36 protein-coding genes are annotated in these 25,550 nt (G+C 62.8%); 34 read left to right on the top strand and 2 right to left on the bottom strand.

Features of this window, described 5'->3' with window-relative positions:
* Window positions 1-26: 26 nt before the first annotated feature.
* A complete protein-coding gene (locus EDF56_RS10050; protein WP_132386869.1) occupies window positions 27-1,529 on the bottom strand; it encodes an arylsulfatase in 1,503 nt (500 codons plus the stop codon).
* 617 nt (window positions 1,530-2,146) lie between these two features.
* On the opposite strand from EDF56_RS10050, the gene rpsL reads away from it, so the two are divergent.
* The 4 genes from rpsL to tuf all read left to right on the top strand — a co-directional run bounded on the left by rpsL (window position 2,147) and on the right by tuf (window position 6,591).
* Entirely contained in the window at window positions 2,147-2,518 is a 372-nt protein-coding gene (gene rpsL, locus EDF56_RS10045) for a 30S ribosomal protein S12 (RefSeq protein ID WP_007011879.1), read from the top strand.
* A gap of 90 nt (window positions 2,519-2,608) precedes the next feature.
* A complete protein-coding gene (gene rpsG, locus EDF56_RS10040; RefSeq protein WP_132386867.1) occupies window positions 2,609-3,079 on the top strand; it encodes a 30S ribosomal protein S7 in 471 nt (156 codons plus the stop codon).
* 147 nt (window positions 3,080-3,226) lie between these two features.
* On the top strand, window positions 3,227-5,311 hold the full coding sequence (fusA, locus tag EDF56_RS10035) for an elongation factor G (protein ID WP_132386865.1): 2,085 nt from the start codon (window positions 3,227-3,229) through the stop codon (window positions 5,309-5,311).
* Between the two features lie 89 nt (window positions 5,312-5,400).
* Complete coding sequence (gene tuf, locus EDF56_RS10030) at window positions 5,401-6,591, top strand: elongation factor Tu (protein ID WP_132386863.1); 1,191 nt, start codon at window positions 5,401-5,403, stop codon at window positions 6,589-6,591.
* Between the two features lie 100 nt (window positions 6,592-6,691).
* Here tuf and EDF56_RS10025 read toward each other — a convergent pair whose 3' ends face one another.
* Complete coding sequence (locus EDF56_RS10025; protein WP_132386861.1) at window positions 6,692-7,192, bottom strand: hypothetical protein; 501 nt, start codon at window positions 7,190-7,192, stop codon at window positions 6,692-6,694.
* Between the two features lie 214 nt (window positions 7,193-7,406).
* Between EDF56_RS10025 and rpsJ the strand changes: the two genes are divergently transcribed.
* The 30 genes from rpsJ to EDF56_RS09875 all read left to right on the top strand — a co-directional run bounded on the left by rpsJ (window position 7,407) and on the right by EDF56_RS09875 (window position 25,477).
* Complete coding sequence (gene rpsJ, locus EDF56_RS10020; RefSeq protein ID WP_007011873.1) at window positions 7,407-7,718, top strand: 30S ribosomal protein S10; 312 nt, start codon at window positions 7,407-7,409, stop codon at window positions 7,716-7,718.
* A gap of 348 nt (window positions 7,719-8,066) precedes the next feature.
* Window positions 8,067-8,822, top strand: a complete 756-nt coding sequence (rplC, locus tag EDF56_RS10015) for a 50S ribosomal protein L3 (protein WP_132386859.1) — start codon at window positions 8,067-8,069, stop codon at window positions 8,820-8,822.
* 2 nt (window positions 8,823-8,824) lie between these two features.
* On the top strand, window positions 8,825-9,451 hold the full coding sequence (gene rplD, locus EDF56_RS10010) for a 50S ribosomal protein L4 (RefSeq protein ID WP_132386858.1): 627 nt from the start codon (window positions 8,825-8,827) through the stop codon (window positions 9,449-9,451).
* Entirely contained in the window at window positions 9,444-9,755 is a 312-nt protein-coding gene (locus tag EDF56_RS10005) for a 50S ribosomal protein L23 (protein ID WP_132386857.1), read from the top strand. The genes rplD and EDF56_RS10005 overlap by 8 nt, the downstream gene beginning before the upstream one ends.
* A 4-nt stretch (window positions 9,756-9,759) precedes the next feature.
* The gene (gene rplB / locus EDF56_RS10000) at window positions 9,760-10,596 is read left to right on the top strand and encodes a 50S ribosomal protein L2 (RefSeq protein ID WP_132386856.1); all 837 of its coding nucleotides are present in this window, start codon (window positions 9,760-9,762) and stop codon (window positions 10,594-10,596) included.
* 6 nt (window positions 10,597-10,602) lie between these two features.
* Window positions 10,603-10,881, top strand: a complete 279-nt coding sequence (gene rpsS, locus EDF56_RS09995; protein WP_054440312.1) for a 30S ribosomal protein S19 — start codon at window positions 10,603-10,605, stop codon at window positions 10,879-10,881.
* Complete coding sequence (rplV, locus tag EDF56_RS09990; RefSeq protein WP_132386855.1) at window positions 10,881-11,258, top strand: 50S ribosomal protein L22; 378 nt, start codon at window positions 10,881-10,883, stop codon at window positions 11,256-11,258. Before rpsS ends, rplV begins: the two co-directional genes overlap by 1 nt.
* A 3-nt stretch (window positions 11,259-11,261) precedes the next feature.
* Window positions 11,262-11,957 carry a 30S ribosomal protein S3 gene (gene rpsC, locus EDF56_RS09985; protein WP_132386854.1) on the top strand — a complete coding sequence of 232 codons (696 nt, stop codon included), beginning with the start codon at window positions 11,262-11,264 and terminating at the stop codon, window positions 11,955-11,957.
* A 22-nt stretch (window positions 11,958-11,979) separates the two neighbouring features.
* Window positions 11,980-12,414, top strand: coding sequence for a 50S ribosomal protein L16 (rplP, locus tag EDF56_RS09980; RefSeq protein WP_021233439.1), 435 nt, complete (start codon window positions 11,980-11,982; stop codon window positions 12,412-12,414).
* A gap of 12 nt (window positions 12,415-12,426) precedes the next feature.
* Window positions 12,427-12,627: a 50S ribosomal protein L29 gene (rpmC, locus tag EDF56_RS09975; protein WP_132386853.1), complete on the top strand. Its 201-nt coding sequence runs from the start codon at window positions 12,427-12,429 to the stop codon at window positions 12,625-12,627.
* Between the two features lie 12 nt (window positions 12,628-12,639).
* Window positions 12,640-12,909, top strand: coding sequence for a 30S ribosomal protein S17 (gene rpsQ, locus EDF56_RS09970; RefSeq protein WP_054440320.1), 270 nt, complete (start codon window positions 12,640-12,642; stop codon window positions 12,907-12,909).
* Window positions 12,910-13,070: 161 nt separating this feature from the next.
* A complete protein-coding gene (rplN, locus tag EDF56_RS09965; RefSeq protein ID WP_132386851.1) occupies window positions 13,071-13,439 on the top strand; it encodes a 50S ribosomal protein L14 in 369 nt (122 codons plus the stop codon).
* The gene (rplX, locus tag EDF56_RS09960; RefSeq protein ID WP_132386849.1) at window positions 13,439-13,756 is read left to right on the top strand and encodes a 50S ribosomal protein L24; all 318 of its coding nucleotides are present in this window, start codon (window positions 13,439-13,441) and stop codon (window positions 13,754-13,756) included. The genes rplN and rplX overlap by 1 nt, the downstream gene beginning before the upstream one ends.
* Window positions 13,749-14,330, top strand: a complete 582-nt coding sequence (gene rplE / locus EDF56_RS09955) for a 50S ribosomal protein L5 (protein WP_132386847.1) — start codon at window positions 13,749-13,751, stop codon at window positions 14,328-14,330. Before rplX ends, rplE begins: the two co-directional genes overlap by 8 nt.
* Window positions 14,331-14,359: 29 nt before the next feature.
* Complete coding sequence (rpsN, locus tag EDF56_RS09950; RefSeq protein ID WP_132263811.1) at window positions 14,360-14,665, top strand: 30S ribosomal protein S14; 306 nt, start codon at window positions 14,360-14,362, stop codon at window positions 14,663-14,665.
* Window positions 14,666-14,678: 13 nt separating this feature from the next.
* Window positions 14,679-15,074 carry a 30S ribosomal protein S8 gene (gene rpsH / locus EDF56_RS09945; RefSeq protein WP_132386845.1) on the top strand — a complete coding sequence of 132 codons (396 nt, stop codon included), beginning with the start codon at window positions 14,679-14,681 and terminating at the stop codon, window positions 15,072-15,074.
* A complete protein-coding gene (gene rplF / locus EDF56_RS09940) occupies window positions 15,074-15,607 on the top strand; it encodes a 50S ribosomal protein L6 (RefSeq protein ID WP_132386843.1) in 534 nt (177 codons plus the stop codon). Before rpsH ends, rplF begins: the two co-directional genes overlap by 1 nt.
* Window positions 15,607-15,945, top strand: a complete 339-nt coding sequence (gene rplR / locus EDF56_RS09935) for a 50S ribosomal protein L18 (protein ID WP_132386841.1) — start codon at window positions 15,607-15,609, stop codon at window positions 15,943-15,945. The genes rplF and rplR overlap by 1 nt, the downstream gene beginning before the upstream one ends.
* Window positions 15,946-15,947: 2 nt before the next feature.
* Window positions 15,948-16,652 carry a 30S ribosomal protein S5 gene (gene rpsE / locus EDF56_RS09930; protein WP_132386839.1) on the top strand — a complete coding sequence of 235 codons (705 nt, stop codon included), beginning with the start codon at window positions 15,948-15,950 and terminating at the stop codon, window positions 16,650-16,652.
* Between the two features lie 5 nt (window positions 16,653-16,657).
* Entirely contained in the window at window positions 16,658-16,834 is a 177-nt protein-coding gene (gene rpmD, locus EDF56_RS09925) for a 50S ribosomal protein L30 (RefSeq protein ID WP_132386837.1), read from the top strand.
* 206 nt (window positions 16,835-17,040) lie between these two features.
* Window positions 17,041-18,387 (top strand): ankyrin repeat domain-containing protein, encoded by a 1,347-nt coding sequence (locus EDF56_RS09920; RefSeq protein ID WP_132386835.1) that lies wholly within the window; start codon window positions 17,041-17,043, stop codon window positions 18,385-18,387.
* Window positions 18,388-18,530: 143 nt separating this feature from the next.
* Window positions 18,531-19,010, top strand: a complete 480-nt coding sequence (gene rplO, locus EDF56_RS09915) for a 50S ribosomal protein L15 (RefSeq protein WP_132386833.1) — start codon at window positions 18,531-18,533, stop codon at window positions 19,008-19,010.
* A gap of 219 nt (window positions 19,011-19,229) precedes the next feature.
* A complete protein-coding gene (gene secY, locus EDF56_RS09910) occupies window positions 19,230-20,597 on the top strand; it encodes a preprotein translocase subunit SecY (protein WP_132386831.1) in 1,368 nt (455 codons plus the stop codon).
* Between the two features lie 37 nt (window positions 20,598-20,634).
* Window positions 20,635-21,282, top strand: a complete 648-nt coding sequence (locus tag EDF56_RS09905) for an adenylate kinase (protein WP_132386829.1) — start codon at window positions 20,635-20,637, stop codon at window positions 21,280-21,282.
* A gap of 98 nt (window positions 21,283-21,380) precedes the next feature.
* Window positions 21,381-22,061 carry an SRPBCC family protein gene (locus EDF56_RS09900; RefSeq protein ID WP_132386827.1) on the top strand — a complete coding sequence of 227 codons (681 nt, stop codon included), beginning with the start codon at window positions 21,381-21,383 and terminating at the stop codon, window positions 22,059-22,061.
* Between the two features lie 413 nt (window positions 22,062-22,474).
* Window positions 22,475-22,843 (top strand): 30S ribosomal protein S13, encoded by a 369-nt coding sequence (gene rpsM / locus EDF56_RS09895; protein WP_086490038.1) that lies wholly within the window; start codon window positions 22,475-22,477, stop codon window positions 22,841-22,843.
* A 51-nt stretch (window positions 22,844-22,894) separates the two neighbouring features.
* Complete coding sequence (gene rpsK / locus EDF56_RS09890; RefSeq protein WP_007011846.1) at window positions 22,895-23,284, top strand: 30S ribosomal protein S11; 390 nt, start codon at window positions 22,895-22,897, stop codon at window positions 23,282-23,284.
* A gap of 105 nt (window positions 23,285-23,389) precedes the next feature.
* Window positions 23,390-24,457 (top strand): DNA-directed RNA polymerase subunit alpha, encoded by a 1,068-nt coding sequence (locus EDF56_RS09885; protein WP_132386825.1) that lies wholly within the window; start codon window positions 23,390-23,392, stop codon window positions 24,455-24,457.
* 100 nt (window positions 24,458-24,557) lie between these two features.
* Complete coding sequence (locus EDF56_RS09880; RefSeq protein WP_132386823.1) at window positions 24,558-24,977, top strand: diacylglycerol kinase family protein; 420 nt, start codon at window positions 24,558-24,560, stop codon at window positions 24,975-24,977.
* A gap of 140 nt (window positions 24,978-25,117) precedes the next feature.
* Complete coding sequence (locus EDF56_RS09875) at window positions 25,118-25,477, top strand: hypothetical protein (protein WP_165912162.1); 360 nt, start codon at window positions 25,118-25,120, stop codon at window positions 25,475-25,477.
* Window positions 25,478-25,550: the final 73 nt, after the last annotated feature.

The following is a 25,550-nucleotide window of genomic DNA, read 5'->3' as shown; positions in this document are numbered from 1 at the left end:
GGCCGGATTTCGGATGCTCCGACGTGTCAGGCGCTGCCGGATGCCGCCTGGGTCATGGTATCGAGCACCTTGTCGAGATTGAAGGTTCCTGCCTTCTGGCTTGGCGGGAATTCCTTCAGCGTGCTCAGGAAGTCTGCGATGATCCCCTGCATCGGCACAAGGATGAACGCGCGGTCGAGATACCAGTCCCAATAGGTGTTCGACGTAATATCGGCGAATTCGTAAGGGTCGGTCCGCAAGTTGAAGAGCTTGGGAATGCGGCCCGTGACGAACGGTTCGCCCCAGATCTGCAGCGTGCCCTGGCAGCGCTGTTCCATGAACACCGCCTTCCAGTTGTCCACCCGGAGCGCAGCCACGCCGCCTTCGTCGGTCCAGTAGATGAAGCCCGGACGCGGGGACTTCTCGCCCTTGGTCAAATGCCCGCCAAGGTCGTAACCGTCGAGGTGGACCTTGAACTTGTGACCATCGAGTTCGCAGCCCTTCTTGAGCTTCCCGGCGACGTCTTCGATACCGGCCATGGCCGCGAAAGTTGGAAGCCAATCGAGGTGGGAGACGATGTCGTTCGAGATCGATCCTGCGGGAATCTTGCCCGGCCAGCGAACCATGGCAGGAACGCGGTAGGCACCTTCCCAACTGGTGTTCTTTTCTGAACGGAACGGCGTGGTGCCGGCATCCGGCCACGAGTTGCAGTGTGGGCCGTTGTCGGTCGAGTACATGACAAAGGTATTGTCGGCGATGCCCAGTTCGTCGAGCAGGCCCAGCATCACGCCGATCGCCTTGTCGTGGTCGATCATCACGTCGTGGTATTCGCTCTGCCAGCGACCGGCCTGGCCCCGGCTTTCCGGCTTCACGTGGGTGCGGAAGTGCATGTGCGTGGTGTTGAACCACACGAAGAACGGTTCACCCGATTCCACCGTCTTGCGGATGAAGGCGCTGGCCTTTTCAACCACTTCGTCGTCGATGGTCTGCATCCGCAGCTTGGTCAGCGGGCCGGTATCCTCGATCTTTTGCCCGCCCTTGCCGTCGGCATGGCAATGCAGCACGCCGCGCGGGCCGAATTTCTTGCGGAAATTCGGGAAATCCTCCGGCTTGGGATAGTCCGGGTTCTCGGGCTCTTCCTCCGCATTGAGGTGGTAGAGGTTACCGTAGAACTCGTCGAAACCATGCATGGTCGGCAGGTGTTCGTCGCGGTCGCCGAGGTGGTTCTTGCCGAATTGCCCGGTCGCGTAGCCTGCGGACTTGAGCACGCGCGCGATGGTCGGGTTTACGGCCTGCATGCCTTCCTTGGCGCCCGGCATGCCGACCTTGGTCAGGCCGGTGCGAAGGCCGTTCTGGCCCATGATGAAGCTGGCGCGCCCTGCGGTGCAGCTCTGTTCGGCATAATAGTCGGTGAACAGCATGCCCTGTTCGGCGATACTGTCGATGTTGGGCGTCTTGTAGCCCATCATGCCCTTGGTGAAGATGCTGAGGTTGGACTGACCGATGTCGTCCCCCCACAGGATGAGGATGTTCGGCTTTTTGTCGGCCATCTCTAGGCTCCACTTCCAGGTTACGAGGCCGGAGCATGCGCTCCCCTCTGGCTGCACCGCGCGGAGGCTGCATGATCGCCCTTTGGCGGCCTATCGGGGAGACCCCTAGGGATGTATGGGGAAACCTCTGGGGGTGGCGGAGGCAAACCCCCGCGTCGCAGGACTTGATTGCGCCGCCCAAATCCCGTAAGGGCGCCCATCTTCTGCGGGTTCTCTCGCAGGAAACGACATAGAGCTGAACATTGCCATGTCAGCATTTCCGGGACTTTCGCGCGGCTTTGGCTGCGGATCGCTCCCATTCGGGATGACCTTGCGCCGAGTCGGGCAGGGGCTTTTTCCGGGAAGCTCATGGCAAAGTAATCCGGTGCATTCTGGCCGGGTGGAGTGTTTTTCGGCTCACGTGTGACGGTCCCCGCCGATGGGTGGGCCTGAACCGACAGCGAGCCCGGTTTTTGCCGGGATGACGATGCGGTTTCCGGAAATACCGTTACGGCGTGACCCTTCCTGCACTCTCCTTTCAGATGCTCCGGGCCCTTGATCCGGGTGCGAAGGGTTCGTGCCGGCGCTTTTTGCCCCGGCCCGGATCCATCGCACTCCCATTTGAAAGAAGAGTATAGATGCCCACTATCAACCAGCTGGTCCGCAAGGGCCGCGAACCGCAGAAGGCCAAGTCCAAGGTCCCTGCGATGGAGCAGAACCCCCAGAAGCGTGGCGTCTGCACCCGCGTTTACACCACGACCCCGAAGAAGCCGAACTCGGCTCTCCGCAAGGTCGCCAAGGTGCGCCTGACCAACAGCCGCGAAGTCATTTCGTACATCCCGGGTGAAGGCCACAACCTGCAGGAGCACTCGGTCGTGCTCATCCGCGGCGGCCGCGTCCGCGACCTTCCCGGCGTTCGCTACCACATCCTGCGCGGCGTGCTCGACACGCAGGGCGTCAAGGATCGCAAGCAGAGCCGCTCGAAGTACGGCGCCAAGCGTCCGAAGTAAGCTGGCCGCGGCGTAATTGCGCCGCACGGTACTGGATTTACCGGCCGGTGATGCTCACGCTCCCGCCCGAAAGAACAAGGAATACCAACGATGTCACGTCGTCGTCGTCCCGAGAAGCGGGAAATCCTGCCTGATCCGAAGTTCGGTGATCAGGTCCTGTCGAAGTTCATGAACAACCTCATGCTCGACGGTAAGAAGTCGGTCGCCGAATCGATCGTCTATGGCGCCATGGAAACCATGGAAACCCGTGCCAAGACCGACCCGATCCAGCTGTTCCACGATGCCCTGAACAACGTGAAGCCGCAGATCGAAGTTCGCAGCCGCCGCGTTGGCGGTGCGACCTACCAGGTCCCCGTCGAAGTGCGCCCCGAGCGCGCCCAGGCTCTGGCCATCCGCTGGCTGATCACGGCGGCTCGCAACCGTCCGGAAACCACCATGGCGGCCCGTCTGTCGGGTGAGCTGCTCGACGCTGCCAACAACCGCGGCAACGCCGTGAAGAAGCGCGAAGACACGCACCGCATGGCGGACGCGAACCGCGCCTTCTCGCACTACCGCTGGTAATGTGAGCGTGTGGCCCCGGATATCCGCTCCTCCTGAGCTTGTCGAAGGATCGGGCGGTCATCCGGGCGTCACACTTTTATTTCAGGGGCTGGGGACCTATCTGACGGTCGGTCCCAGTCTCCAAAACTCCTTCTAAGGATTTTCACCATGGCACGCAGCCATCCGCTCAATATGTACCGTAACATCGGTATTATGGCGCACATCGACGCCGGTAAGACCACCACTACCGAGCGAATCCTCTACTACACCGGCAAGTCCTACAAGATCGGCGAAGTCCACGACGGCGCTGCGACCATGGACTGGATGGAGCAGGAGCAGGAACGCGGCATCACCATCACCTCGGCTGCGACCACCTGCTTCTGGACGTCCGAGAGCAAAGAATACCGCATCAACATCATCGACACCCCCGGGCACGTCGACTTCACCATCGAAGTCGAACGCTCGCTGCGCGTGCTCGACGGTGCGGTCGCATGCTTCGACGGCGTTGCCGGCGTTGAGCCGCAGTCGGAAACCGTGTGGCGTCAGGCCGACAAGTACGGCGTTCCGCGCATGTGCTTCATCAACAAGCTCGACCGTACCGGTGCGAACTTCAAGTACTGCGTGCAGTCGATCATCGACCGCCTCGGTGCGACGCCTGCCGTGCTCTACATTCCGATCGGCCTCGAAGCCGACCTGAAGGGCCTGGTCGACCTGGTTCACAACCGCGCGATCATCTGGAAGGACGAATCGCTCGGCGCCGAATTCTTCTACGAAGAGATCCCGGCTGAGCTGGCTGACGAAGCCGCCGAATACCGCGAAAAGCTGCTCGAACTTGCTGTCGAGCAGGACGATGCGGTCATGGAAGCGTACCTCGAAGGCACCGAGCCCGACGTCGCGACCCTCAAGGCGCTGATCCGCAAGGGCACGCTGAACCACTCGTTCGTTCCGGTCGTTTGCGGCTCGGCGTTCAAGAACAAGGGCGTTCAGCCCCTGCTCGACGCCGTCGTCGACTATCTGCCTTCGCCGCTCGACATCGAAGACGTCCAGGGCGTCAAGGTCGACAGCGACGAGCCCGACAGCCGTCCGCCTTCGGACGAAGCTCCGTTCTCGGCGCTCGCCTTCAAGGTCATGAACGATCCCTTCGTGGGCTCGCTCACCTTCATCCGCATCTACTCGGGCACGCTGTCGAAGGGCACGTACCTGAACTCGGTGAAGGGCAAGAAGGAAAAGGTCGGCCGCATTCTCGAAATGCACGCCAACGACCGTAAGGACATCGACGAATCCTTCGCGGGTGACATCGTTGCCCTTGCCGGCATGAAGGAAACCACCACGGGCGACACGCTCTGCGCGGAAAAGGCGCCGATCGTTCTCGAACGCATGGAATTCCCCGAGCCGGTCATCGAACTGTCGGTGGAACCGAAGACCAAGGCCGACCAGGAGAAGATGGGCGTCGCGCTCAACCGTCTCTCGGCCGAAGATCCCTCGTTCCGCGTCACCACCGACCACGAGTCGGGCCAGACGATCATCAAGGGCATGGGCGAACTTCACCTGGACATCATCGTCGACCGTATGCGTCGCGAGTTCAAGGTCGAAGCCAACGTCGGCGCTCCGCAGGTTGCCTATCGCGAATACCTCGCGAAGCCGGTGGACATCGACTACACCCACAAGAAGCAGTCGGGCGGTACCGGTCAGTTCGGCCGCGTGAAGGTGAAGGTCACGCCGGGCGAGCGCGGTGCGGGCATCAACTTCAAGGACGAGATCAAGGGCGGTAATATTCCGAAGGAATATATCCCCGCGATCGAAAAGGGCATGCGCGAAACCGCTGCCTCGGGTTCGCTGGTCGGCTTCCCGATCATCGACTTCGACATCGTCCTTTACGACGGTGCGTACCACGACGTCGACTCGTCGGCTCTGGCCTTCGAAATCGCCGGTCGCGGTGCTATGCGTGAAGTCGCCCAGAAGGCCGGCATCAAGCTGCTTGAGCCGATCATGAAGGTTGAAGTCGTCACCCCCGAGGAATACCTCGGCGACGTCATCGGCGACATGAACAGCCGTCGCGGCCAGATCCAGGGTACCGACAGCCGGGGCAACGCCCAGGTCGTCGAAGCCATGGTTCCTCTGGCAAACATGTTCGGCTATGTGAACCAGCTCCGCTCGTTCACCCAGGGCCGTGCAAACTACTCGATGTTCTTCTCCCACTACGACGAAGTCCCGGCCAACGTCGCGGCAGAAGTCAAGGAGAAGCTTGCCTAAGAGGCAAGATCATTCTAGGGGCGGCGCCTGTTTCAGCGGGCGCCGTCCTTCCCGCAGATTCTATTTCAAGCGAAAAGAAGGTTTGAACAATGGCGAAGGCAAAATTCGAGCGGAACAAGCCGCACTGCAACATCGGCACCATCGGTCACGTCGACCACGGCAAGACCACCCTGACTGCCGCCATCACCAAGGTGATGGCTGAAGCATTCGGTGGTACCGCGGTTGACTTCGCAAACATCGACAAGGCTCCCGAAGAGCGCGAGCGCGGCATCACCATCTCGACCGCACACGTCGAGTACGAGACCGACGCTCGTCACTACGCGCACGTCGACTGCCCGGGTCACGCCGACTACGTGAAGAACATGATCACCGGTGCTGCCCAGATGGACGGCGCGATCCTGGTTGTGAACGCTGCTGACGGCCCGATGCCGCAGACCCGCGAGCACATCCTGCTCGCCCGCCAGGTTGGCGTGCCGCAGCTGGTCGTGTACATGAACAAGGTCGACCAGGTCGATGACGAAGAGCTCCTTGAGCTCGTCGAACTCGAAGTGCGCGAACTGCTCTCGTCGTATGACTTCGACGGCGACAACATCCCCGTCGTCAAGGGTTCGGCTCTGGCCGCTCTTGAAGGCCGTGACGACAACATCGGCAAGGAATCGATCCTCGCGCTGATGAAGGCCGTTGACGAGTTCATCCCGCAGCCCCCGCGTCCCACCGACAAGGCGTTCCTGATGCCCGTCGAAGACGTGTTCTCGATCTCGGGTCGTGGTACGGTTGTGACCGGCCGCGTCGAAACCGGCATCGTCAAGGTTGGTGAAGAAGTCGAAGTCGTCGGCATCCGCGACACGCAGAAGACCGTCGTCACCGGCGTCGAAATGTTCCGCAAGCTGCTCGACCAGGGTGAAGCCGGCGACAACATCGGCGCGCTGGTTCGTGGTCTGAAGCGCGACGACGTTGAGCGTGGTCAGGTTCTCGCCAAGCCGGGCACCGTTACCCCGCACACCGAGTTCGACGCAGAAGTCTACGTTCTGTCGAAGGACGAAGGCGGCCGTCACACGCCGTTCTTCGCCAACTACCGTCCGCAGTTCTACTTCCGCACCACCGACGTGACCGGCGAAGTGATCCTTCCCGAGGGCACCGAGATGGTCATGCCGGGCGACAACATTGCCCTGTCGATCAAGCTCATCGCGCCGATCGCCATGGACGAAGGTCTCCGCTTCGCAATTCGCGAAGGCGGCCGTACCGTCGGTTCGGGCGTTGTTGCCAAGATCACGAAGTAATTCGCTGATCTTCAGCTTCGGCTAGAGTGATTGGCCCGGCCTTCCGCGAGGAAGGCCGGGCTTTTCGCGTTGATGGGGTGCAAAGTCCTGACGGGCGTCTTTATCGCGCTCGCAACTCACCCTGTCCGATCTTCCATGCATCCGAGCCCTTGGGGGCTTCGGGAATGGACTTGAGGTCGATGTAGTAGACCGGTTCCGGCACGCGGCCGAACGGTATGGTGATGCAAGGACCAAGGCAGCCGGGCAGATGTCCGACGTCCGGCGGGTAGGCTGCGCCCGTGCGCGTGCTTTCGTCTACCGACTTCGATGCCGGGACGCGCTGGTCCGTACCGTCGGCGCCGTGGGAGCAGACGACGATCGTGCCGTCATTGCCGCCATTGCTGGCGCGGGCGGCTTCACGGCAGGCGTCGTCCACGGGGCTGCCCGAGCTATCGGGCATGCCAACGTGGGCGGTTAGTACGTCGGTGTCGTCGAGGTCGATGGGAGTGGCGCTTCCGCTGTGGGCATAGGCGGGGGCACCGGCTGCAAGGGCACCCGGTGCCAGGCATGCAAGAGTCAGCGCGGCGAACGCGCTCGAAATTGTCGTGGTGATGGAGGACATTGAGAGCGGCTTCTGTTAGGCGTCGCCATCCCAACGTAGGAAGCAGATAGGGGGCAGGGAAGGGCGGATGCGACGAACGGCGCCGACAACCTTCGAAAAAACCTGCCGCGCCACGTGAAATCAGGGGTTGCCCGACTCGCCGTCGCCGTGTAGGGGCGCGGTTCGAATTTGACTGGGCGCAAGCCCTTTGGCTCTTTCTCATCGGTAGTAGGTAATGGAAGCTCAGAACATCCGTATCCGCCTCAAGGCGTTTGACCATCGCGTGCTCGACCAGGCTACTGGCGAAATCGCTGACACGGCCCGCCGTACCGGCGCTCTGATTCGTGGGCCCATTCCTCTTCCGACCAAGATCGAGAAGTTCACGGTCAACCGTGGTCCGCACATCGACAAGAAGTCGCGTGAGCAGTTCGAAGTCCGCACCTACAAGCGTCTGCTTGATATCGTGCAGCCGAACGCAGCTACCGTCGACGCGCTGATGAAGCTCGACCTGGCTGCCGGCGTGAACGTCGAGATCAAGCTGGCCTAAGCCGGTTTACGGGGCAACCGCCAAGGTTGCCCCGATAGTCTTTTTGATCGGACTTAAAACGATCAGGTGAAATTCGGATCTTCGGATCCAAATTACCTTGTCGGCCTTCGCGGCCGGCTTTGCGAACGGAAGTTTGCAGAGACAGCGCCCCTAAGGGAAACCGGGGGGACACAAGGGATACCTCCGCCGTCTCCTTCGGGAAGCGTCGGGAATGCGTCCCCCGTCTCGTTTCCGCGGCCCATAACGGGTTTGCAGGGAACACCTGACCCGGACGGGGTTCGTATCATAACAGGGTTGGACACGCGTACGGGGGATGGTCCTGCGTACGCCTCTGTAAGGAGAAAGGTCATGCGTACAGGCGTGATCGCCAAGAAAGTCGGGATGACCCGCCTGTTCCAGGAGGACGGTCGCCACGTGCCCGTCACTGTCCTGGCACTTGAAGACTGTCAGGTGGTTTCGGTCCGTACTGCTGATCGTGACGGCTACGTCGCGGTTCAGCTCGGTGCGGGCGAAGCAAAGCAGAAGAACGTTGCCAAGCCGCAGCGCGAACACTTCGCCAAGGCTCAGGTTCCCCTCAAGATGCGCGTCGCGGAATTCCGCGTCGCCGACGACGCCCTCCTCGAAGTTGGCGCCACGATCGCAGCCTCGCACTTCGTGCCCGGCCAGCTGGTCGACGTAGGCGGCCACACCCAGGGTAAGGGCTTCCAGGGCGCCATGAAGCGCTGGGGCTTCGGCGGTATGCGCGCCACCCACGGTGTTTCGATCTCGCACCGTGCGCACGGTTCGACGGGTAACCGTCAGGATCCGGGCAAGGTGTTCAAGAACAAGAAGATGGCCGGCCACATGGGCGACCGTCAGCGCACCCAGCAGAACCTCGAAGTCGTCCGCGTGGACGACGAGCGTGGCCTGATCTTCGTCAAGGGTTCGGTCCCGGGTTCGAAGAACGCCTGGCTCACCGTTTCGGACGCCGTCAAGGTTGCCCGTCACGCCGAGGCTCCGTACCCCGCCGGCATCAAGTCGGCCGCCAACACCAATGATACGGCCGCTGCCGTGACCCCGGCCGAAGCCGTGGCTCCCGAAGCGACCGAAGGCCAGGAGGGCTAATCATGAAGGTTCAGGTCCTCAATATCGACGGTTCGGCCGCTAACGCCGACATCGAGCTTTCGGACGACGTGTTCGGCCTTGAGCCGCGCGCTGACATCCTGCACCGCGTCGTCACCTGGCAGCTCGAAAACCGTCGCGGCATCGCCCGTGCGACCCGCGAGCGCTCGGAAGTCGCGCGCACCGGCAAGAAGTTCGGTCGCCAGAAGGGCGGCGGTACCGCTCGTCACGGCGATCGCGCAGCACCGGTGTTCATCGGCGGTGGTAAGGCTCACGGTGCCCGTCGCCGCGAGTTCAACGTCTCGCTGAACAAGAAGATCCGCGCTCTCGGTCTGAAGATGGCCCTTTCGGCCAAGGCTCAGAACGGTCTCGTGATCGTCGACTCGCTCGACGTTTCCGATGCCAAGACCAAGGCGCTCGCCGGTCAGCTCGCCAAGGCGAACTTCGGCAAGAAGGTTCTCGTCATGGACGGTGAGCAGGTCAACGAGGGCTTCGCCCTGGCTGCCCGCAACATCATCGGCGTCAACGTGCTCCCGGCTGTCGGCGCCAATGTCTACGACATCCTGAAGCATGATACGCTGGTGCTGACGCGCGCCGCTGTCGAGAAGCTGGAGGCGCGTTTCAATGGCTAAGAGCAACGTGGACATCCGTCACTACGACGTGATCCTCTCGCCGCACATCACCGAGAAGTCGACCCTGCTTTCGGAGCAGAACGCGGTCGTGTTCAAGGTGGCTGACAAGGCGACCAAGCCCGAGATCAAGGCTGCCGTCGAGGCGCTGTTCGACGTCAAGGTTACTGGCGTGAACACCCTGGTCCAGAAGGGCAAGACCAAGCGCTGGCGCGGTAAGCCTTACCGTCGCAGCGACGTGAAGAAGGCGATCGTCACGCTGGCCGAAGGCCAGTCGATTGACATCACCGAAGGCGTACGGGGCTGATCCGATGGCACTGAAGCATTATAACCCGACCAGCCCCGCACGCCGCGGCCTGGTCCTCGTCGACAAGTCGTCGCTGTGGAAGGGCAAGCCTGTCAAGGCTCTGACCGAAGGCAAGTCGAAGACTGGTGGTCGTAACAACAAGGGTCATGTCACTTCGCGTGGCATCGCCGGTGGTCACAAGCAGAAGTACCGCTTCATCGACTTCAAGCGTCGTAAGTGGGACATGGAAGCGACCGTGGAGCGGATCGAATACGATCCCAACCGCACCGCCTTCATCGCGCTGGTGAAGTACACCGACGGCGAGCTGACCTACATCCTGGCGCCGCAGCGTCTGGCCGTTGGTGACGTTGTCGTCGCTGGCGAAAAGACCGACGTGAAGCCCGGCAACGCGATGCTCCTGTCGCAGATGCCGGTCGGCACGATCTGCCACAACGTCGAGATGAAGCCCGGCAAGGGCGGCCAGATCGCCCGTTCGGCAGGCACCTATGTGCAGGTCGTCGGTCGTGACCGCGGCATGGTCATCGTTCGTCTGAACTCGGGCGAGCAGCGCTACCTGCGTGGCGATTGCATGGGCACCGTTGGCGCCGTGTCGAACCCCGACAACGCCAACCAGACCCTTGCCAAGGCCGGTCGCGGCCGTTGGCTGGGCCGTCGCCCGCTGACGCGCGGCGTTGCCAAGAACCCGGTCGACCACCCGCACGGTGGTGGTGAAGGCCGCACCTCGGGCGGCCGCCACCCGGTCACTCCGTGGGGCAAGCCGACCAAGGGCGCTCGCACTCGCAACAACAAGCAGACGGACAAGATGATCATCCGTTCGCGCCACGCCAAGAAGAAGAGGTAAGACACGATGGCACGTTCCGTCTGGAAAGGCCCCTTCGTCGACCTGTACCTTCTCAAGAAGGCCGAGGTCGCGCAGGATGCCGGCAACCGCGCTGGTCCGATCAAGACCTGGTCGCGTCGCTCCACCATCCTTCCGCAGTTCGTTGGTCTGACCTTCTCGGTCTACAACGGGCACAAGTTCATCCCTGTCTCGGTCAACGAGGACATGGTCGGCCACAAGCTCGGTGAATTCGCGCCCACGCGCACGTTCCCCGGTCACGCTGCCGACAAGAAGGGCAAGCGCTAATGAGCAAGCAGGCAGCACCCCGCCGCGTTGGCGAGAAGGAAGCTCTTGCGGTCGGCACCACCATTCGTGGTTCCGCCCAGAAGCTCAACCTCGTCGCCGCCCTCATCCGTGGCCGCAAGGTCGAGGACGCGATGAACATCCTGGCCTTCTCCAAGAAGGCCATGGCCCAGGACGCCCGCAAGATCCTCGCTTCGGCGATCGCGAATGCGGAAAACAACCACAACCTCGACGTCGACGCTCTCGTCGTCGCCGAGGCGTCGGTCGGCAAGTCGATCACCATGAAGCGTTTCCACGCTCGTGGTCGCGGCAAGTCCACCCGGATCCTCAAGCCGTTCTCGCGCCTGCGGATCGTCGTTCGCGAAGTCGAGGAGGCCTGAGCCATGGGTCACAAGAGCAATCCGATCGGTCTGCGTCTGCAGATCAACCGTACCTGGGACAGCCGCTGGTTTGCGGAAGGCCGGGACTACGGCAAGCTTCTTGAGGAAGACCTCAAGATCCGCAAGTTCATCATTTCGGCGCTGCCCCAGGCTGCGATCTCGAAGGTGGTGATCGAGCGTCCGGCCAAGCTGTGCCGCATTTCGATCTACGCAGCCCGTCCCGGTGTTATCATCGGCAAGAAGGGTGCGGACATCGAGAAGCTGCGCAAGCAGCTTGCGACGATGACCGGCAGCGAAGTGAAGCTGAACATTGTTGAAATCCGCAAGCCGGAAATCGACTCGAAGCTCGTCGCTCAGGGCATCGCCGACCAGCTGGTCCGCCGCGTTGCTTTCCGCCGTGCCATGAAGCGCGCCGTTCAGTCGGCTCTTCGTCTCGGCGCCGAAGGCATCAAGATCACTTGCGGTGGTCGCCTGGGCGGCGCGGAAATCGCGCGTACCGAATGGTACCGTGAAGGCCGCGTGCCGCTGCACACTCTGCGTGCCAACATCGACTATGCCGAAGCCGAGGCGCTCACCGCCTATGGCATCATCGGCATCAAGGTCTGGATCTTCAAGGGCGAAATCCTTGGTCACGACCCGATGGCGCAGGACCGTCTTATGATGGAGGCCCAGACCTCCGGCGTGCGACCCGCGCGCTGAGGCTTGAGGTAGAGTAAGCACCATGCTGCAACCGAAAAAGACCAAGTTCCGCAAGGCCTTCAAGGGCCGCATCAAGGGCGATGCCAAGGGTGGCACCGACCTGAACTTCGGCTCGTACGGCCTCAAGGCCCTCGAGCCGGAGCGGATCACCGCCCGCCAGATCGAAGCGGCTCGCCGCGCGATCACGCGTCACATCAAGCGCCAGGGTCGTCTCTGGATCCGCGTCTTCCCCGACGTGCCGGTTTCGAAGAAGCCTGCTGAAGTCCGTCAGGGTAAGGGCAAGGGTTCGGTCGAATACTGGGCGGCCCGCGTCAAGCCCGGCCGCATCCTGTTCGAACTGGACGGCGTCGCTGGCCCCCTCGCAGCCGAGGCTTTCAGCCGCGCTGCGATGAAGCTGCCGATCAAGACCAAGGTCGTGGCTCGCCTCGGCGACACCTCGCACCTTGGCGGCGAGTAAGGAAGTCGTATCATGGCTAACAAGATCGAAGACCTTCGCGCCAAGACCGACGACCAGCTCACCGCTGAACTCGTCGATCTGAAGCGCGAGCAGTTCAACCTGCGGTTCCAGGCCGCGACCAGCCAGCTCGAAGCGCCTGCGCGCATCCAGCAGGTGCGTCGTGACATCGCCCGCATCAAAACGCTCCAGGCTGAGCGTGCGGCGAAGGCCTAAGGAGGAAACACGATGCCCAAGCGTATTCTGATCGGGACCGTCGTTTCCGACAAAACCGACAAGACCGTGACCGTACTGGTCGAGCGCAAGGTGAAGCACCCCCTTTACGGGAAGATCATCCGTCGCTCGAAGAAGTACCACGCTCACGACGAAGACAACGCCTTCAAGACCGGCGAACGCGTCCGGATCGAGGAGACGAAGCCCTACTCGAAGACCAAGACCTGGAAGGTTCTTGACCGTCTTCAGGCGAGCAAGGGTACGGCACTGGAAGCCGAGGTCTAAGGACCTCGGCCTCTCGGCCGGACAAGAGTGTTGACCTAGGCGGGTGAATGCGGCAAAGGGCCGCACTTCGCCCGTCGGGGCGACTCGGGCCCCTCGTGGGCCTGTCTTTTTAGGAACTGCCGGACTGGTTCCGGCAAGCCAGTTGAGAAGGACTCGGATCTATGATCCAGATGCAATCCAATCTCGACGTCGCGGACAACAGCGGCGCAAAGCGCGTCCAGTGCATCAAGGTGCTGGGCGGCTCTAAGCGTCGGTTCGCAGGCGTTGGCGACATCATCGTGGTGTCGGTTAAGGAAGCGCAGCCCCGCGCTCGCGTCAAAAAGGGCGACGTCCATCGTGCGGTTATTGTCCGTACGCGCAAGGACGTCCGTCGTGCTGACGGCAGCGTGATTCGCTTCGACGGCAATGCCGCCGTGCTGATCAACAAGAACGAGGAGCCGATCGGCACTCGTATCTTTGGCCCCGTCGTGCGCGAGCTTCGCGGCAAGGGCTTCATGAAGATCATCTCGCTTGCTCCGGAGGTGCTGTAATGGCTGCCGCAAAGATCAAGAAGGGTGACGCCGTCGTCGTCCTGTCCGGCAAGGACAAGGGCCGCACCGGCACCGTTCTCCAGGTCTTGCCCAAGGACGGCAAGGTCGTGGTTGAAGGCGTGAACGTCGCCACCCGCCACCGCAAGCCGACCCAGCAGAACCCGCAGGGCGGCATCGAGCGCACTCCGGCACCGATGGCGATCAGCAAGATCGCCGTTGCCGACAAGGACGGCAAGCCGACCCGCGTTCGCTTCGAGACCAAGGACGGAAAGAAGGTCCGCGTGGCCGTCAAGTCCGGGGAGACCATCGATGGCTGAGAACTACACTCCGCGCATGCGCACGCGCTATGACGACGCGATCGTCAAGGCGATGACCGAGAAGTTCGGTTACAAGAACGCGATGGAAGTGCCCAAGATCGAAAAGATCACGCTCAACATGGGCGTGGGCGAGGCGAGCCAGGACAAGAAGAAGGTCCAGACCGCCGCTGTCGAGATGGAAGCCATCGCTGGTCAGAAGCCGGTGATCACCAAGGCCCGCAAGTCGATCGCACAGTTCAAGCTGCGCGAAGGCATGCCGATCGGCTGCAAGGTGACCCTGCGTCGCGAGCGTATGTACGAATTTCTCGATCGCCTCATCACGATCGCGATGCCCCGCATCCGCGACTTCCGTGGTCTGAATCCGAAGTCGTTCGACGGCCGCGGCAACTACGCGATGGGTCTCAAGGAGCAGATCATCTTCCCGGAGATCAGCTACGACAAGATCGAGAAGGTGCGTGGCATGGACATCATCGTCACCACCACCGCCAAGACCGATGAGGAAGCGCGCGAACTGCTGCGTCTCTTCGGTTTCCCGTTCCCGGCTGAAGTGTCGGAACAGAAGGAGGCGGCGTGAGCCGCCGCTGAGCAAGAGAGCTTAAGTCCATGGCGAAACTGAGTTCCGTGAACAAGAACGAGCGCCGCAAGCAGCTCGTTAAGAAGTATGCAGGCAAGTACGCGCGCCTGAAGGCAGTGGCCGATGATGAATCGCTCGACGAAACCGAGCGCCTCATCGCCCGTCTGAAGCTGGCCGAGATCCCGCGTAACGGCAACCCGACCCGGGTTCGCAACCGTTGCGCCACCACCGGTCGTCCGCGCGGTTACTACCGCAAGTTCGGTCTGTGCCGCGTCGAGCTGCGTGATCTTGCCAACAAAGGCATGATCCCCGGCGTGACCAAGTCGAGCTGGTAAGGGATACTAAGCAATGGCTATGACCGATCCCCTGGGTGATATGCTCACCCGCATCCGCAACGGCCAGCAGGCGAAGAAGGACTCGGTCCTTTCTCCCGCCAGCAAGCTGCGTGCGCGCGTGCTCGAAGTTCTGCAGCGTGAAGGTTACATCCGTGGTTTCAGCGATGACGCCACCGGTGCCCACCCGCAGCTGCGCATCGAGCTGAAGTATTTCGAGGGCGAGCCTGCTATCAAGCACATCGCCCGCGTCTCCAAGCCTGGCCGCCGCGTCTACTCGGGTTCGAAGGAACTCCCGGTTGTGCGCAACGGCCTTGGCATCACCATCGTCTCGACGCCCCGCGGCGTGCTTTCGGATGCCGAAGCGCGCGCTGCCAACGTCGGTGGCGAAGTGCTGGCGGAGGTGTTCTAATGAGCCGCATCGGCAAAAAGCCGGTTGTGATCCCTGGCGGGGTCACTGCCGCCATCGACAACGGCGTTCTCAGCGTGAAGGGCCCCAAGGGCACCCTGACTCTGGGTCTGTCGGACCTCGTGACCTACTCGGTCGAAGAAGGTTCGATCGCCGTTCAGCCTGCCAACCAGACCAAGGCTGCCCGCAGCCACTGGGGCATGCAGCGTACCCTCGTTTCGAACCTCGTTGAAGGCGTTACCAACGGCTTCTCCAAGGTCCTCGAGATCAAGGGCGTCGGCTACCGTGCGGCCGCTCAGGGCAAGAACCTGAAGCTGCAGCTCGGCTACTCGCATGACGTTGACATCGCCGTGCCGGAAGGCATCGAGATCAAGACCCCGGATAACACCACGGTCGAAATCTCGGGCATCGACAAGCAGAAGGTCGGCCAACTCGCGGCCGAAATTCGCCGCTGGCGCAAGCCTGAGCCTTACAAGGGCAAGGGTATCAAGTACCGCGGCGAATTCATCTTCCGCAAGGAAGGGAAGAAGAAGTAATGGCCAAGCTTTCTCTTTTCGCGCGCCGCGCCCGGCGCGTCCGCACGGCCCTGAAGGCCCGTTCGGGCGGCCGTCCTCGCCTGTCGGTGCATCGCACCGGCCGTCACATCTATGCGCAGATCATCGACGACGCGCAGGGCCGTACGCTGGCCGCCGCCAATACCCTTGGCGGCAAGGGCACCGACAAGGATGCCGCGACCCGCGTTGGCAAGGAACTCGCCGAGGCCGCCAAGAAGGCGGGCATCACCTCGGTCGTGTTCGACCGTGGCGGTTTCCTCTTCCATGGCCGCGTCAAGGCGCTGGCCGAAGCCGCCCGTGAAGGCGGGCTGGAGTTCTGATCATGGCTGACGAAAACACCGAAATCCAGACCGACGTCCCGGCTGTTGAAGGCCAGGAAGTCCGCGAAGGTCGTGGTCGTGGCCGTGGCCGTGGCGAACGCGGCGAGCGTGGCGGCCGTGGCCGTCGCGACGACCGCCGTGGCGGCCGTGGCAACAACGACGAGGAACAGGGCGAGGAGCTCATCGAGAAGCTCGTCCACATCAACCGCGTCTCGAAGACCGTTAAGGGCGGCAAGCGCTTTGGTTTCGCAGCACTCGTCGTCGTTGGTGACGGCAAGGGCCGCGTCGGCTTCGGCCATGCCAAGGCTCGCGAAGTGCCTGAAGCGATCACGAAGGCCACTGCTTCTGCCAAGAAGAAGATGGTCCGCGTGCCGCTCAAGGACGGCCGCACTCTTCACCACGACGGTCGGGGCCACTTCGGCGCCGGCAAGGTGAACGTGCGTACGGCGCCTGCCGGTACCGGCATCATCGCCGGTGGTCCGATGCGCGCCGTGTTCGAAAGCCTCGGCGTCCATGACGTCGTGACCAAGTCGGTCGGCACCTCGAACCCGTACAACATGATCCGCGCCACGTTCGACGCGCTGACCAACCAGACTTCGCCGAAGTCGGTTGCCCAGCGTCGCGGCAAGAAGGTCTCTGACCTGCTTGGTCGCGGTGGCGCCAGCGAAGCAGAGGCTGAAGCCGCTGCTGAAGCCATCGTGGAGTAAGCATCATGGCGAAGATCAAGATCAAGCAGATCGGTTCGCCGATCCGTCGCCCCGAGAGCCAGAAGAAGATCCTTATCGGTCTTGGCCTCGGCAAGATGCACAAGGTCGTCGAGCGCGAAGACACCCCGGAAGTCCGTGGTGCGATCGCCAAGCTGCCGCACATGGTTGTGGTGGTCGACTGATCGACCGGCCTTTGGCCAGAAAACAGGAAGGGGCTCCGGCGGAAACGCCGGGGCCCTTTTCTTTGCTCAGGACGGTTTCGGCGTCATCCCGCCGAAGGCCGCCCATCGAAAAGCTGTGCGTTCGCGCAAGTTCATCTCCACCTGGGGATGAGTCCTGTGCTAAGCGCGCCCGACTTCCGGCACCTTGCACTTCCCTGGGGGATACCTTGTTTCGCAGGACCATCGCGGCCTCATCGCTTATTCTTGCCACGCTCGCCGTTTCGGGCTGCGACGGCACCGCCACCGGCGATGACGAGACTTACGTCGAAGAAAGCCCGGCGGCAGAGCCTCCCTGCGCCGATCCGCTGGCGGACCCGGCCGTGCTCGAACGCAACCGCAATGCCGACCGCGCGCTGAAGGCCGCGATCGCGCAGGGCCGCGCCGATCCTATCGAGGAAGCGCAGAAGGCCGCTGCAGCGGGTGATTTCCGGCTCGTCGCCGCCGTCACGGTGGAGGGTATCGATACGCGCGGGTTCGGCGCGCTCTGTGCGCTGCGCGGCGGCCTCAATCCGCGCATGGCCCGCGTCGTCACGTATTACGGCGAGGACGGCGAACCGTCGCCCGAGCCGACCGATACTGCCAGCGCCGCGCCGGAAGCCACGCGTGAGGACAACCTCGTCGCCTTCGCGCGCGCCTTCAATCAGGCACTGATCGCCGATCCGGCCTATCCTTACCGCGATGTCTGCCGTCCGCTGGAGGCGCAGGAAGCCGATGCGGCGGGCAAGGATGTAGGCTCCGCCCACGGCGCCGTGCTGCGTGCGATCAGCGAGGCGCCCAAGCGCGCCTACGGCTATCCCGACCTCGGCCCGCTACAGACCGGCGCAACGCTTGCCGACGCGGCCCGTAGGGGCAACGTGGCGGCCCTGCGCCGCATTCTGAACGAAGAAGCGCGCGAGCAGCGCAAGCTGGCCGCCGAACAGGCCAATGCGCCGGTCAAGCCGGGCGAAAAGTCCACCAACAGGCCCGCCCCCAAGAGTGCGATCGATTCGCCGGACCTGTTCGGGATGACCCCGCTGGCCTGGGCCATGGCCTATCGCCGCGATGAAGCGGTGCGCCTCCTGCTCTCGCACGGCGCCAGCCCCTCCGGCGCGCAGTGCCAGGCGTTGGTCGACCGCGATTCGCCGATGCAGATTGCCCGCGCGCTGGGCTGGATCGGGATGGTCCAGCGGATGAAGCCGAAAGTGTCCGAGGAGGATTACGCCGCGCTCGCCGAAGAGGCCCAGCTCGCCGACGGCAGCAAGGCCGAGTTCAACGGGGAGCTGGCCAAGCTTGGCGATCGCTATGGCAAGATCTTCAACAAGGACGAGATGACCCGGCACACGCTGCACTTCAAGATCGATGCGCGCGGCGGGATGACCTCCTGCGCGTTCGAACCCAAGACGGTCTCGCCCGAGTTCGATGCGGATATCTGCAAGCTGGGTCGGGATGTTCTCGAATGGGTGCCGGCGCGCGATTCGGAGGGCCGCCCGGTGGCGGGCGAGGGCAAGGTGATGATCCGCCTTCGCGGCACCTGAAAGGGCGGTTTCAAAGGCGCCGAGGCCCGCGAATCGGCGGGTTTCGGCCGCGTTCCCGCATTAGGGGGTGACAGGCCGCCGCCTTTCCCTTATGGGGCGCCCCTTCCTTCAAGCGCGATTTAAAGCGAAAGCGAGTGCAGACTATGAAATTGAATGACATCCGCGACAACGCCGGCGCCCGTCACCGTCGCATCCGCGTCGGCCGTGGTATCGGTTCGGGCAAGGGCAAGACCGCCGGTCGCGGCCAGAAGGGTGCCAAGGCACGCTCGGGCGTTTCGATCAACGGCTTCGAGGGTGGCCAGATGCCGCTCCACATGCGCCTTCCGAAGCGCGGCTTCAGCAACAAGAAGTTCGCCAAGGACTACGCTGAAGTGAACCTCGGCATGATCCAGAAGGCGATCGAAGCCGGCAAGCTCGACATCTCGGGCACCGTCGATCACGCCGTTCTCAAGGCAGCCGGTCTGGCCCGTGGCGGCAAGGACGGCGTGCGCCTCCTCGCCAAGGGCGAACTGACCGACAAGGTCACCTTCAACGTTGCCGGTGCCTCGAAGGGCGCCATTGCAGCGGTTGAGAAGGTTGGCGGCACGGTCATCGTTCCTGCCAAGGAAGCCGTCGAGGCCTGAGGCATCGCATCAGCGATTAGCTCATAGGGAGAGGGCGGGCGCCATGCGCTTCGCCCTCTCTTCGTTCCGACTTGTGTAACATTCCGACCGAACCTGCGGTACGGGTCTTTCAGACCCGGCGCGAATGTCTATATGAGCGGATCAGAACCGGGTTCGACAAGCCTGCGCGCAGTCGCTAAGGCAAGTGCGAACCGACTATTCGAGGCATTACCAATCGTCATGGCTTCTCGCGCCGACAACATTGCCAGCTCGCTGAACCTGGCCAATTTCTCGAAGGCCACCGAACTGAAGAACCGTATCTGGTTCACAGTCGGTGCGCTGATCGTTTTCCGCTTCCTGAGCTTCGTGCCGCTCCCGGGTGTGAACCCGGTGATTCTCGCCAAGCTCTATGACAAGACGCAGGGCGGCATTCTCGACCTGTTCAACACGTTCTCGGGCGGCTCGCTTTCGCGCATGAGCCTGATCGCGCTCGGCGTGATGCCCTATATCACGGCATCGATCGTCGTTCAGCTGGCCGCTGCCCTTCATCCGTCGCTGATGGCGCTGAAGAAGGAAGGCGAAGCCGGCCGCAAGAAGCTCAACCAGTACACCCGCTACGGCGCTGTGGTGCTCTGCGCGATCCAGGGCTGGTTCCTGGCCGTGAGCCTTGAGGCCTACGGCGCTTCCAGCGGTCTCGCCGCAGTCGTGGATCCGGGCCTCGTGTTCCGCGTGGGCGCGGTCATCTCGCTGGTTGGCGGCACCATGTTCCTGCTGTGGCTCGGTGAGCAGATCACCGCGCGCGGCATCGGCAACGGCGTTTCGCTGATCATCATGGCGGGCATCGTCGCCCAGATGCCGACGTTCGCCAGCAACGTGGGCCAGGCCTACAGCGCCGGCGACACCGGCTCGATCCTGATCATCTCGCTGATCGCACTCGTGGTGCTGATGATTCTGGGTATCTGCTTCTTCGAGCGTTCCACGCGCCGTCTGCTGATCCAGTATCCCAAGCGCGCCACTCAGCGCGGCATGATGCAGGCCGATCGCAGCCACCTGCCGCTGAAGCTGAACACGGCCGGCGTCATCCCGCCGATTTTCGCCAGCTCGCTGCTGCTGCTGCCGCTGACGATCACCCAGTTCGCCGGCAAGTCGCTGAACCCGGAATCGACCGCGGGCAAGATCGTCGTCACGCTCAACCAGTATCTCGGCCATGGCAAGCCGCTGTATATGGCGCTCTATGCGGCCGGCATCATCTTCTTCTCGTTCTTCTACACTGCCGTGGTCTTCAATCCTGAAGAGACGGCCGACAACCTGAAGAAGAATGGCGGCTTCATTCCCGGCATCCGTCCGGGCAAGAACACCGCGAACTATCTGGATTACGTGCTGACGCGCGTGACCGTGATTGGCGCCTTGTATCTGACCGTGGTTTGCACCGTGCCCGAGTACTTCCTCTCGATGACCGGTCTGCCGCTGTTGTTCATGGGGGGCACCAGCCTGTTGATCGTCGTCAACGTGACGGTGGACACCATCACCCAGATCCAGTCGCACCTGCTGGCGCACCAGTATGGCGACCTGATCAAGAAGGCCAAGCTGAAGGGACGCCTGCGCTGAAGGGAGCGCAGGCACAGGGATAATTGAGGGGTAAGGCGTGAATATCATCCTGTTGGGCCCGCCGGGGGCGGGCAAGGGCACCCAGGCGCAGCGTCTGGTTGAGCGGCACGGCATGCGCCAGCTCTCCACCGGCGACATGCTGCGCGCCGCCGTCAAGGCCGGCACGCCCACCGGGCTTGAAGCCAAGGCTGTGATGGAACGTGGCGAACTGGTCTCGGACGAGATCGTTTCGGCACTGATCGGGGATGAGCTCGATGCGATGGGGCCGAGCGTCGGCGCCATCTTCGACGGCTATCCGCGCACTGCGGCGCAGGCTGAATCGCTCGATGCGATCCTGGCCGGGCGCGGACGCAAGCTCGACCACGTGGTGGAGCTTGAAGTGAACGAGGATGCGCTGGTCGAGCGTATCACCGGCCGCTTCACTTGCGCCACGTGCGGCAAGGGCTACCACGACAAGTTCGAGCAGCCGAAGGTTCCGGGCGTCTGCGATAAGTGCGGGGGCACTGAATTCAAGCGCCGCCCGGACGACAATGCCGAGACCGTGCGCACGCGCATGGCCGAATACCGGGCCAAGACGGCGCCGATCCTGCCGATCTACGAAGCGCGCGGGATTGTCGCCAAGGTCGACGGAATGGCCGAGATGGACGATGTGACCGCCGCGATCGAGGCGGCGCTCAAGTCCTGAAGCTTCGAAGGGCTCGCGGATATCGCGGGCCCTTTTTGCATCGACTGCACTGCGCCGGGGCGGCGCGCATGGGCACAGGCACGGGCAGGGGGGAATCGATGAAGAAGGCGGCAACACTCGCGCTGTTCGCGATGGCGGGGCTTGGCGCGCTCGCGGCGGCTCCGGCTCAGGCGAAAGTGCAGGAGGCAAGCGAACGCGGCATCGTGATGCGCTACGTCGCGCATGTCCCCGTCGGCGCCGACGAGGCCTGGGCCGTGCTGGTCAAGCCTTCGCAGTGGTGGGATTCGGAGCATACTTATTCGGGCAGCTCTGCCAATCTCTCGCTCGATGCGCGGCCCGGCGGATGTTTCTGCGAAGTGCTGCCCGACAAGGACGCGCCAAAAGCGGCGCCGCGCGGCGGTGTCGAGCACATGCGCGTGATCTATATCGACAAGGGCAGGGCGCTGCGCCTGACCGGCGCGCTGGGGCCGCTTCAGGCCGATGCCGCCGTCGGTACGCTGACCTTCCAGTTCAAGCCCGATGAGACGGGCACGCAGATCCTCGTCGAATATGTCGTCGGCGGCTATTTCCGCACCGATGCTGCCCGGCTTGCGACGATGCTCGACCGGGTGCTGGCCGGGCAGGTCGATCGTTTCGTCGAAAAACTTGGGGGCTCGTTTGCTGCCGCGTTCCGTCCCGATACGCTCGGCGCCGTGGGTGAGCCGCCTGCCGGTCCGGCCGACAAGCCACAAGACGCGCCGCCCGTGAAGGACGACAAGACGCGGATCATCGGCCGTTGAGGGCGCGCGGCGCGCACCGGAAACGCGGGCAGGTCCTTGCGGCCTTTGCGCTTTCTTTGACTGCGCTTTGCGAATCCGGTACACTGATTGCATCACGGGTGTTGCGACGACCGCCGAAGAGCGGGCCGCAGCCCGAAGGCCATGGCGCGGATCGCTCCAGATCGATCCTTGCGCACCGGGCCTCAGTCCGGGCCGGGTCGCCCGAGCGCTTGAACGCGGATTCGCAGGCGTTGACATGCCTTGCGAATCGTTCTAAGCGCGCCGTTCACTTGACACTTGCGGCAAGTCCGGATGGTACAGGCAACATGGTTGCTGTGCTCCGGACCTTTTGCCATTTCAGCAGTTTCAGGTGGAATTTGAGCGTTGAGATAGGAAAGCCCGCAGGGGCATTCCTGTGGAGCATGGAGAATTAAGTGGCTCGTATTGCAGGGGTAAATCTCCCCACCAACAAGCGCGTGATCATCGCGCTCACCTACATCCATGGCATCGGTCGTACCAAGGCCCTGGAAATCGCCGACAAGCTGGGCATCGACCACAGCCGTCGCATCCAGGACCTGTCGGACGCCGAAGTCCTGCAGATTCGCGAAACCATCGACGCCGACCACACGGTCGAAGGTGATCTTCGTCGCGAAACCGCGATGAACATCAAGCGCCTGATGGACCTCGCCTGCTACCGCGGCCTGCGTCATCGCAAGGGTCTGCCGGTTCGCGGCCAGCGCACGCACACCAATGCGCGCACCCGCAAGGGTAAGGCCAAGCCGATCGCCGGCAAGAAGAAGTAAGTCGCCTTTCGGCTTCTTTCCCGCAGCGACTAATCTACAGGATATACGGACATGGCACGCGAACCCCAGCGCATTAAGCGCCGCGAACGCAAGAACATCACCAGCGGCATCGCGCATGTGAATGCTAGCTTCAACAACACCATGGTGACCATCACCGACGCCCAGGGCAACGCGATTTCGTGGTCCTCGGCCGGCATGATGGGCTTCAAGGGCAGCCGCAAGTCGACTCCCTACGCCGCGCAGGTCGCCGCTGACGACGCCGGCAAGAAGGCCGCCGAGCACGGCGTGCGCACCCTCGAAGTCGAAGTCAAGGGCCCGGGTTCGGGCCGTGAGAGCGCCCTGCGCGCCCTCCAGGCTGTCGGCTTCACCATTACCTCGATCCGCGACGTGACACCGATCCCGCACAACGGTGTTCGTCCGTCGAAGCGCCGTCGCGTCTGATCGAGCTAATACGGACGGCGAACCGGTCGCCGTCCGATTTCGGAACGTCCCGGGCCTTTCCACCAGGCTGCGGGACGTAACCGCCATCACTCCCAGGGGAAGTCCATGACTGTCAACATCAAGAACTGGCAGGAACTCAAGAAGCCGAACAGCCTTGAGATCAAGCCGGGACCCGACCCCAAGCTGAAGGCGACCTTCATCGCCGAGCCGCTGGAGCGTGGCTTCGGCCTGACGCTCGGCAACGCGCTGCGCCGCGTGCTGCTCTCCTCGCTGCAAGGCGCGGCGATCACCTCGATCAAGATCGAGAACGTCCTTCACGAATTCTCGTCGCTTGCTGGCGTTCGCGAAGACGTCACGGACATCGTCCTGAACGTCAAGCAGATCGCGCTCAAGATGCAGGGCGAAGGCCCCAAGCGCCTCCAGCTCTCGGCCACTGGCCCGGGCGAGGTCAAGGCTGGCGACATCGCGGTGTCGGGTGACATCGAGGTCATGAACAAGGACCTCGTGGTCTGCCACCTCGACGAGGGCGCAGTCCTGAACATGGAACTGACCGCCGACACCGGCAAGGGCTACGTCCCCGCCGTGTCGAACCGTCCGGTTGACGCGCCGATCGGTCTGATCCCGGTCGACTCGCTCTACTCGCCGGTCCGTCAGGTCAGCTACAAGGTCGAGAACGCCCGTATCGGCCAGGAGCTTGACTACGACAAGCTGAGCCTCATGGTCGAGACCGACGGCACCGTGACCCCGGAAGACGCAGTGGCTTATGCCGCCCGCATCCTCCAGGACCAGCTGGCGCTGTTTGTCCACTTCGAAGATATCGCCCCGGTTGGCGCCTCGCCGATGATCGGCATGGCTGCCGGCGGTGCTGCGACCTCGGAAGAGAGCGACACCAACCAGCTCAACCGCTACCTTCTCAAGAAGGTGGACGAGCTGGAACTGTCGGTCCGTTCGGCCAACTGCCTCAAGAACGACAACATCATCTACATCGGCGATCTGGTCCAGAAGACCGAAGCCGAGATGCTGCGCACGCCGAACTTCGGCCGCAAGTCGCTCAACGAGATCAAGGAAGTCCTTTCGTCGATGGGCCTGCGCCTCGGCATGGACATCCCGGGCTGGCCGCCCGAGAACATCGAAGAGATGGCCAAGAAGCTGGAGCAGGAACTGCTCGGCTGATCGGCACCTTCGGTACCGAATTGAAGAGGGCTCCGCAGCAATGCGGGGTCCTTTTTCTTTATGCTGGTCCAAACTTGCAGCGTCGGTTTAAGGTATCGGCATGGTCGAACCTTCCGATACGCTCTCAGCCGATGGGCTGCCGGAGCAAAGTCGTTTCAGTGTCGTGGCGCGCGTCCGGAGCTTTATTTATGCGTGGCGGGGCCTCCGTCAGCTTGTTGAGGGCGAGCATAACGCCCGGCTACATCTGACCGCTTCGCTTGGTGTGGTAGCGGCAGGGCTATTCCTACAGGTTTCGGCAAGCGACTGGCGCTGGCTGGTGCTCGCCATGGCACTTGTCTGGCTGGCCGAGGCGCTCAACACTGCGATCGAGGAACTGTGCGACCGGATCGAGCCCGGCTTCGATGAGGCCATAGGTCGCATCAAGGACATCGCGGCGGGCGCCGTACTCATCGCGGCGATTGCGGCGGCGGGGATCGGATTGCTGACGTTGGGGCCGCCGGTTCTGGTACTGTTGCGTTAGGGACTGGAGAGGGAGGCTTGGCAGCTCATGCGGATCCTGCTTGGATCATATCGCTGACAGTCTGTTTTCTGTCGCTAACGTGGTCGGCGTGCTGGTTCGCTCGCAACGCGCCTGGCGGGGGCTTTTCAGTCAGCGATGTCTTGCTGGCGGTAATCCCGCCGACCGTCGCTATTGTCTGGTTTGCGCGATGGCTACGCCGTGCTGGGATGGCGCTTTGGCTGGCGCGGGTCGAATTGGGTCTGGGCTTCATCTGGTTTGCGATGATTTTTGGCCACTTCGTGTGGCGGACCTATTCGCGCGTCATGTTCGGGCTGAGCTATCAGGATATCTACTACGAAAGTCCCGTATTTACGGGAAGATATGAGGATTACAGGTTGGTGGCGGTCGGAATGCTAGTGTTCGCCGCGAGTATGTCGGGCTGCGCAGCAGGTGTTTTGGCGTGGTCGGCATTCCGACCGTTGCGCCGGTCTGAATTGGCTGCCGGGGGCATCAATCCTTGACTCTTTCGCCGTTTTCGTCTTGAGGGCGCCCTTCACACGAAAGTGAACCGGCTTTGGGCGGTGGCCGAACCAC

This window comes from Novosphingobium sp. PhB165 (genome assembly GCF_004341845.1).
Classification (GTDB): Bacteria; Pseudomonadota; Alphaproteobacteria; order Sphingomonadales; family Sphingomonadaceae; genus Novosphingobium.
This window is presented reverse-complemented; position numbering and strand designations above follow the sequence as displayed.

What these genes read in the sequence shown, in the direction of transcription:
- EDF56_RS09885 (WP_132386825.1), top strand. Translation starts at nt 23,390, where the DNA reads ATGACTGTCAACATCAAGAACTGGCAGGAACTCAAGAAGCCGAACAGC.
- rpmC (WP_132386853.1), top strand. Translation starts at nt 12,427, where the DNA reads ATGGCTAACAAGATCGAAGACCTTCGCGCCAAGACCGACGACCAGCTC.
- rplE (WP_132386847.1), top strand. Translation starts at nt 13,749, where the DNA reads ATGGCTGAGAACTACACTCCGCGCATGCGCACGCGCTATGACGACGCG.
- rpsG (WP_132386867.1), top strand. Translation starts at nt 2,609, where the DNA reads ATGTCACGTCGTCGTCGTCCCGAGAAGCGGGAAATCCTGCCTGATCCG.
- rpsN (WP_132263811.1), top strand. Translation starts at nt 14,360, where the DNA reads ATGGCGAAACTGAGTTCCGTGAACAAGAACGAGCGCCGCAAGCAGCTC.
- rpsQ (WP_054440320.1), top strand. Translation starts at nt 12,640, where the DNA reads ATGCCCAAGCGTATTCTGATCGGGACCGTCGTTTCCGACAAAACCGAC.
- rplO (WP_132386833.1), top strand. Translation starts at nt 18,531, where the DNA reads ATGAAATTGAATGACATCCGCGACAACGCCGGCGCCCGTCACCGTCGC.
- rplF (WP_132386843.1), top strand. Translation starts at nt 15,074, where the DNA reads ATGAGCCGCATCGGCAAAAAGCCGGTTGTGATCCCTGGCGGGGTCACT.
- tuf (WP_132386863.1), top strand. Translation starts at nt 5,401, where the DNA reads ATGGCGAAGGCAAAATTCGAGCGGAACAAGCCGCACTGCAACATCGGC.
- rplD (WP_132386858.1), top strand. Translation starts at nt 8,825, where the DNA reads ATGAAGGTTCAGGTCCTCAATATCGACGGTTCGGCCGCTAACGCCGAC.
- EDF56_RS10005 (WP_132386857.1), top strand. Translation starts at nt 9,444, where the DNA reads ATGGCTAAGAGCAACGTGGACATCCGTCACTACGACGTGATCCTCTCG.
- rpsC (WP_132386854.1), top strand. Translation starts at nt 11,262, where the DNA reads ATGGGTCACAAGAGCAATCCGATCGGTCTGCGTCTGCAGATCAACCGT.
- rplC (WP_132386859.1), top strand. Translation starts at nt 8,067, where the DNA reads ATGCGTACAGGCGTGATCGCCAAGAAAGTCGGGATGACCCGCCTGTTC.
- rpsK (WP_007011846.1), top strand. Translation starts at nt 22,895, where the DNA reads ATGGCACGCGAACCCCAGCGCATTAAGCGCCGCGAACGCAAGAACATC.
- fusA (WP_132386865.1), top strand. Translation starts at nt 3,227, where the DNA reads ATGGCACGCAGCCATCCGCTCAATATGTACCGTAACATCGGTATTATG.
- rplX (WP_132386849.1), top strand. Translation starts at nt 13,439, where the DNA reads ATGGCTGCCGCAAAGATCAAGAAGGGTGACGCCGTCGTCGTCCTGTCC.
- EDF56_RS09880 (WP_132386823.1), top strand. Translation starts at nt 24,558, where the DNA reads ATGGTCGAACCTTCCGATACGCTCTCAGCCGATGGGCTGCCGGAGCAA.
- rpmD (WP_132386837.1), top strand. Translation starts at nt 16,658, where the DNA reads ATGGCGAAGATCAAGATCAAGCAGATCGGTTCGCCGATCCGTCGCCCC.
- rpsS (WP_054440312.1), top strand. Translation starts at nt 10,603, where the DNA reads ATGGCACGTTCCGTCTGGAAAGGCCCCTTCGTCGACCTGTACCTTCTC.
- rplV (WP_132386855.1), top strand. Translation starts at nt 10,881, where the DNA reads ATGAGCAAGCAGGCAGCACCCCGCCGCGTTGGCGAGAAGGAAGCTCTT.
- EDF56_RS09900 (WP_132386827.1), top strand. Translation starts at nt 21,381, where the DNA reads ATGAAGAAGGCGGCAACACTCGCGCTGTTCGCGATGGCGGGGCTTGGC.
- rpsL (WP_007011879.1), top strand. Translation starts at nt 2,147, where the DNA reads ATGCCCACTATCAACCAGCTGGTCCGCAAGGGCCGCGAACCGCAGAAG.
- rplB (WP_132386856.1), top strand. Translation starts at nt 9,760, where the DNA reads ATGGCACTGAAGCATTATAACCCGACCAGCCCCGCACGCCGCGGCCTG.
- EDF56_RS10050 (WP_132386869.1), bottom strand. Translation starts at nt 1,529, where the DNA reads ATGGCCGACAAAAAGCCGAACATCCTCATCCTGTGGGGGGACGACATC.
- EDF56_RS10025 (WP_132386861.1), bottom strand. Translation starts at nt 7,192, where the DNA reads ATGTCCTCCATCACCACGACAATTTCGAGCGCGTTCGCCGCGCTGACT.
- secY (WP_132386831.1), top strand. Translation starts at nt 19,230, where the DNA reads ATGGCTTCTCGCGCCGACAACATTGCCAGCTCGCTGAACCTGGCCAAT.
- rplP (WP_021233439.1), top strand. Translation starts at nt 11,980, where the DNA reads ATGCTGCAACCGAAAAAGACCAAGTTCCGCAAGGCCTTCAAGGGCCGC.
- rpsE (WP_132386839.1), top strand. Translation starts at nt 15,948, where the DNA reads ATGGCTGACGAAAACACCGAAATCCAGACCGACGTCCCGGCTGTTGAA.
- rpsH (WP_132386845.1), top strand. Translation starts at nt 14,679, where the DNA reads ATGGCTATGACCGATCCCCTGGGTGATATGCTCACCCGCATCCGCAAC.
- rpsJ (WP_007011873.1), top strand. Translation starts at nt 7,407, where the DNA reads ATGGAAGCTCAGAACATCCGTATCCGCCTCAAGGCGTTTGACCATCGC.
- rplR (WP_132386841.1), top strand. Translation starts at nt 15,607, where the DNA reads ATGGCCAAGCTTTCTCTTTTCGCGCGCCGCGCCCGGCGCGTCCGCACG.
- rplN (WP_132386851.1), top strand. Translation starts at nt 13,071, where the DNA reads ATGATCCAGATGCAATCCAATCTCGACGTCGCGGACAACAGCGGCGCA.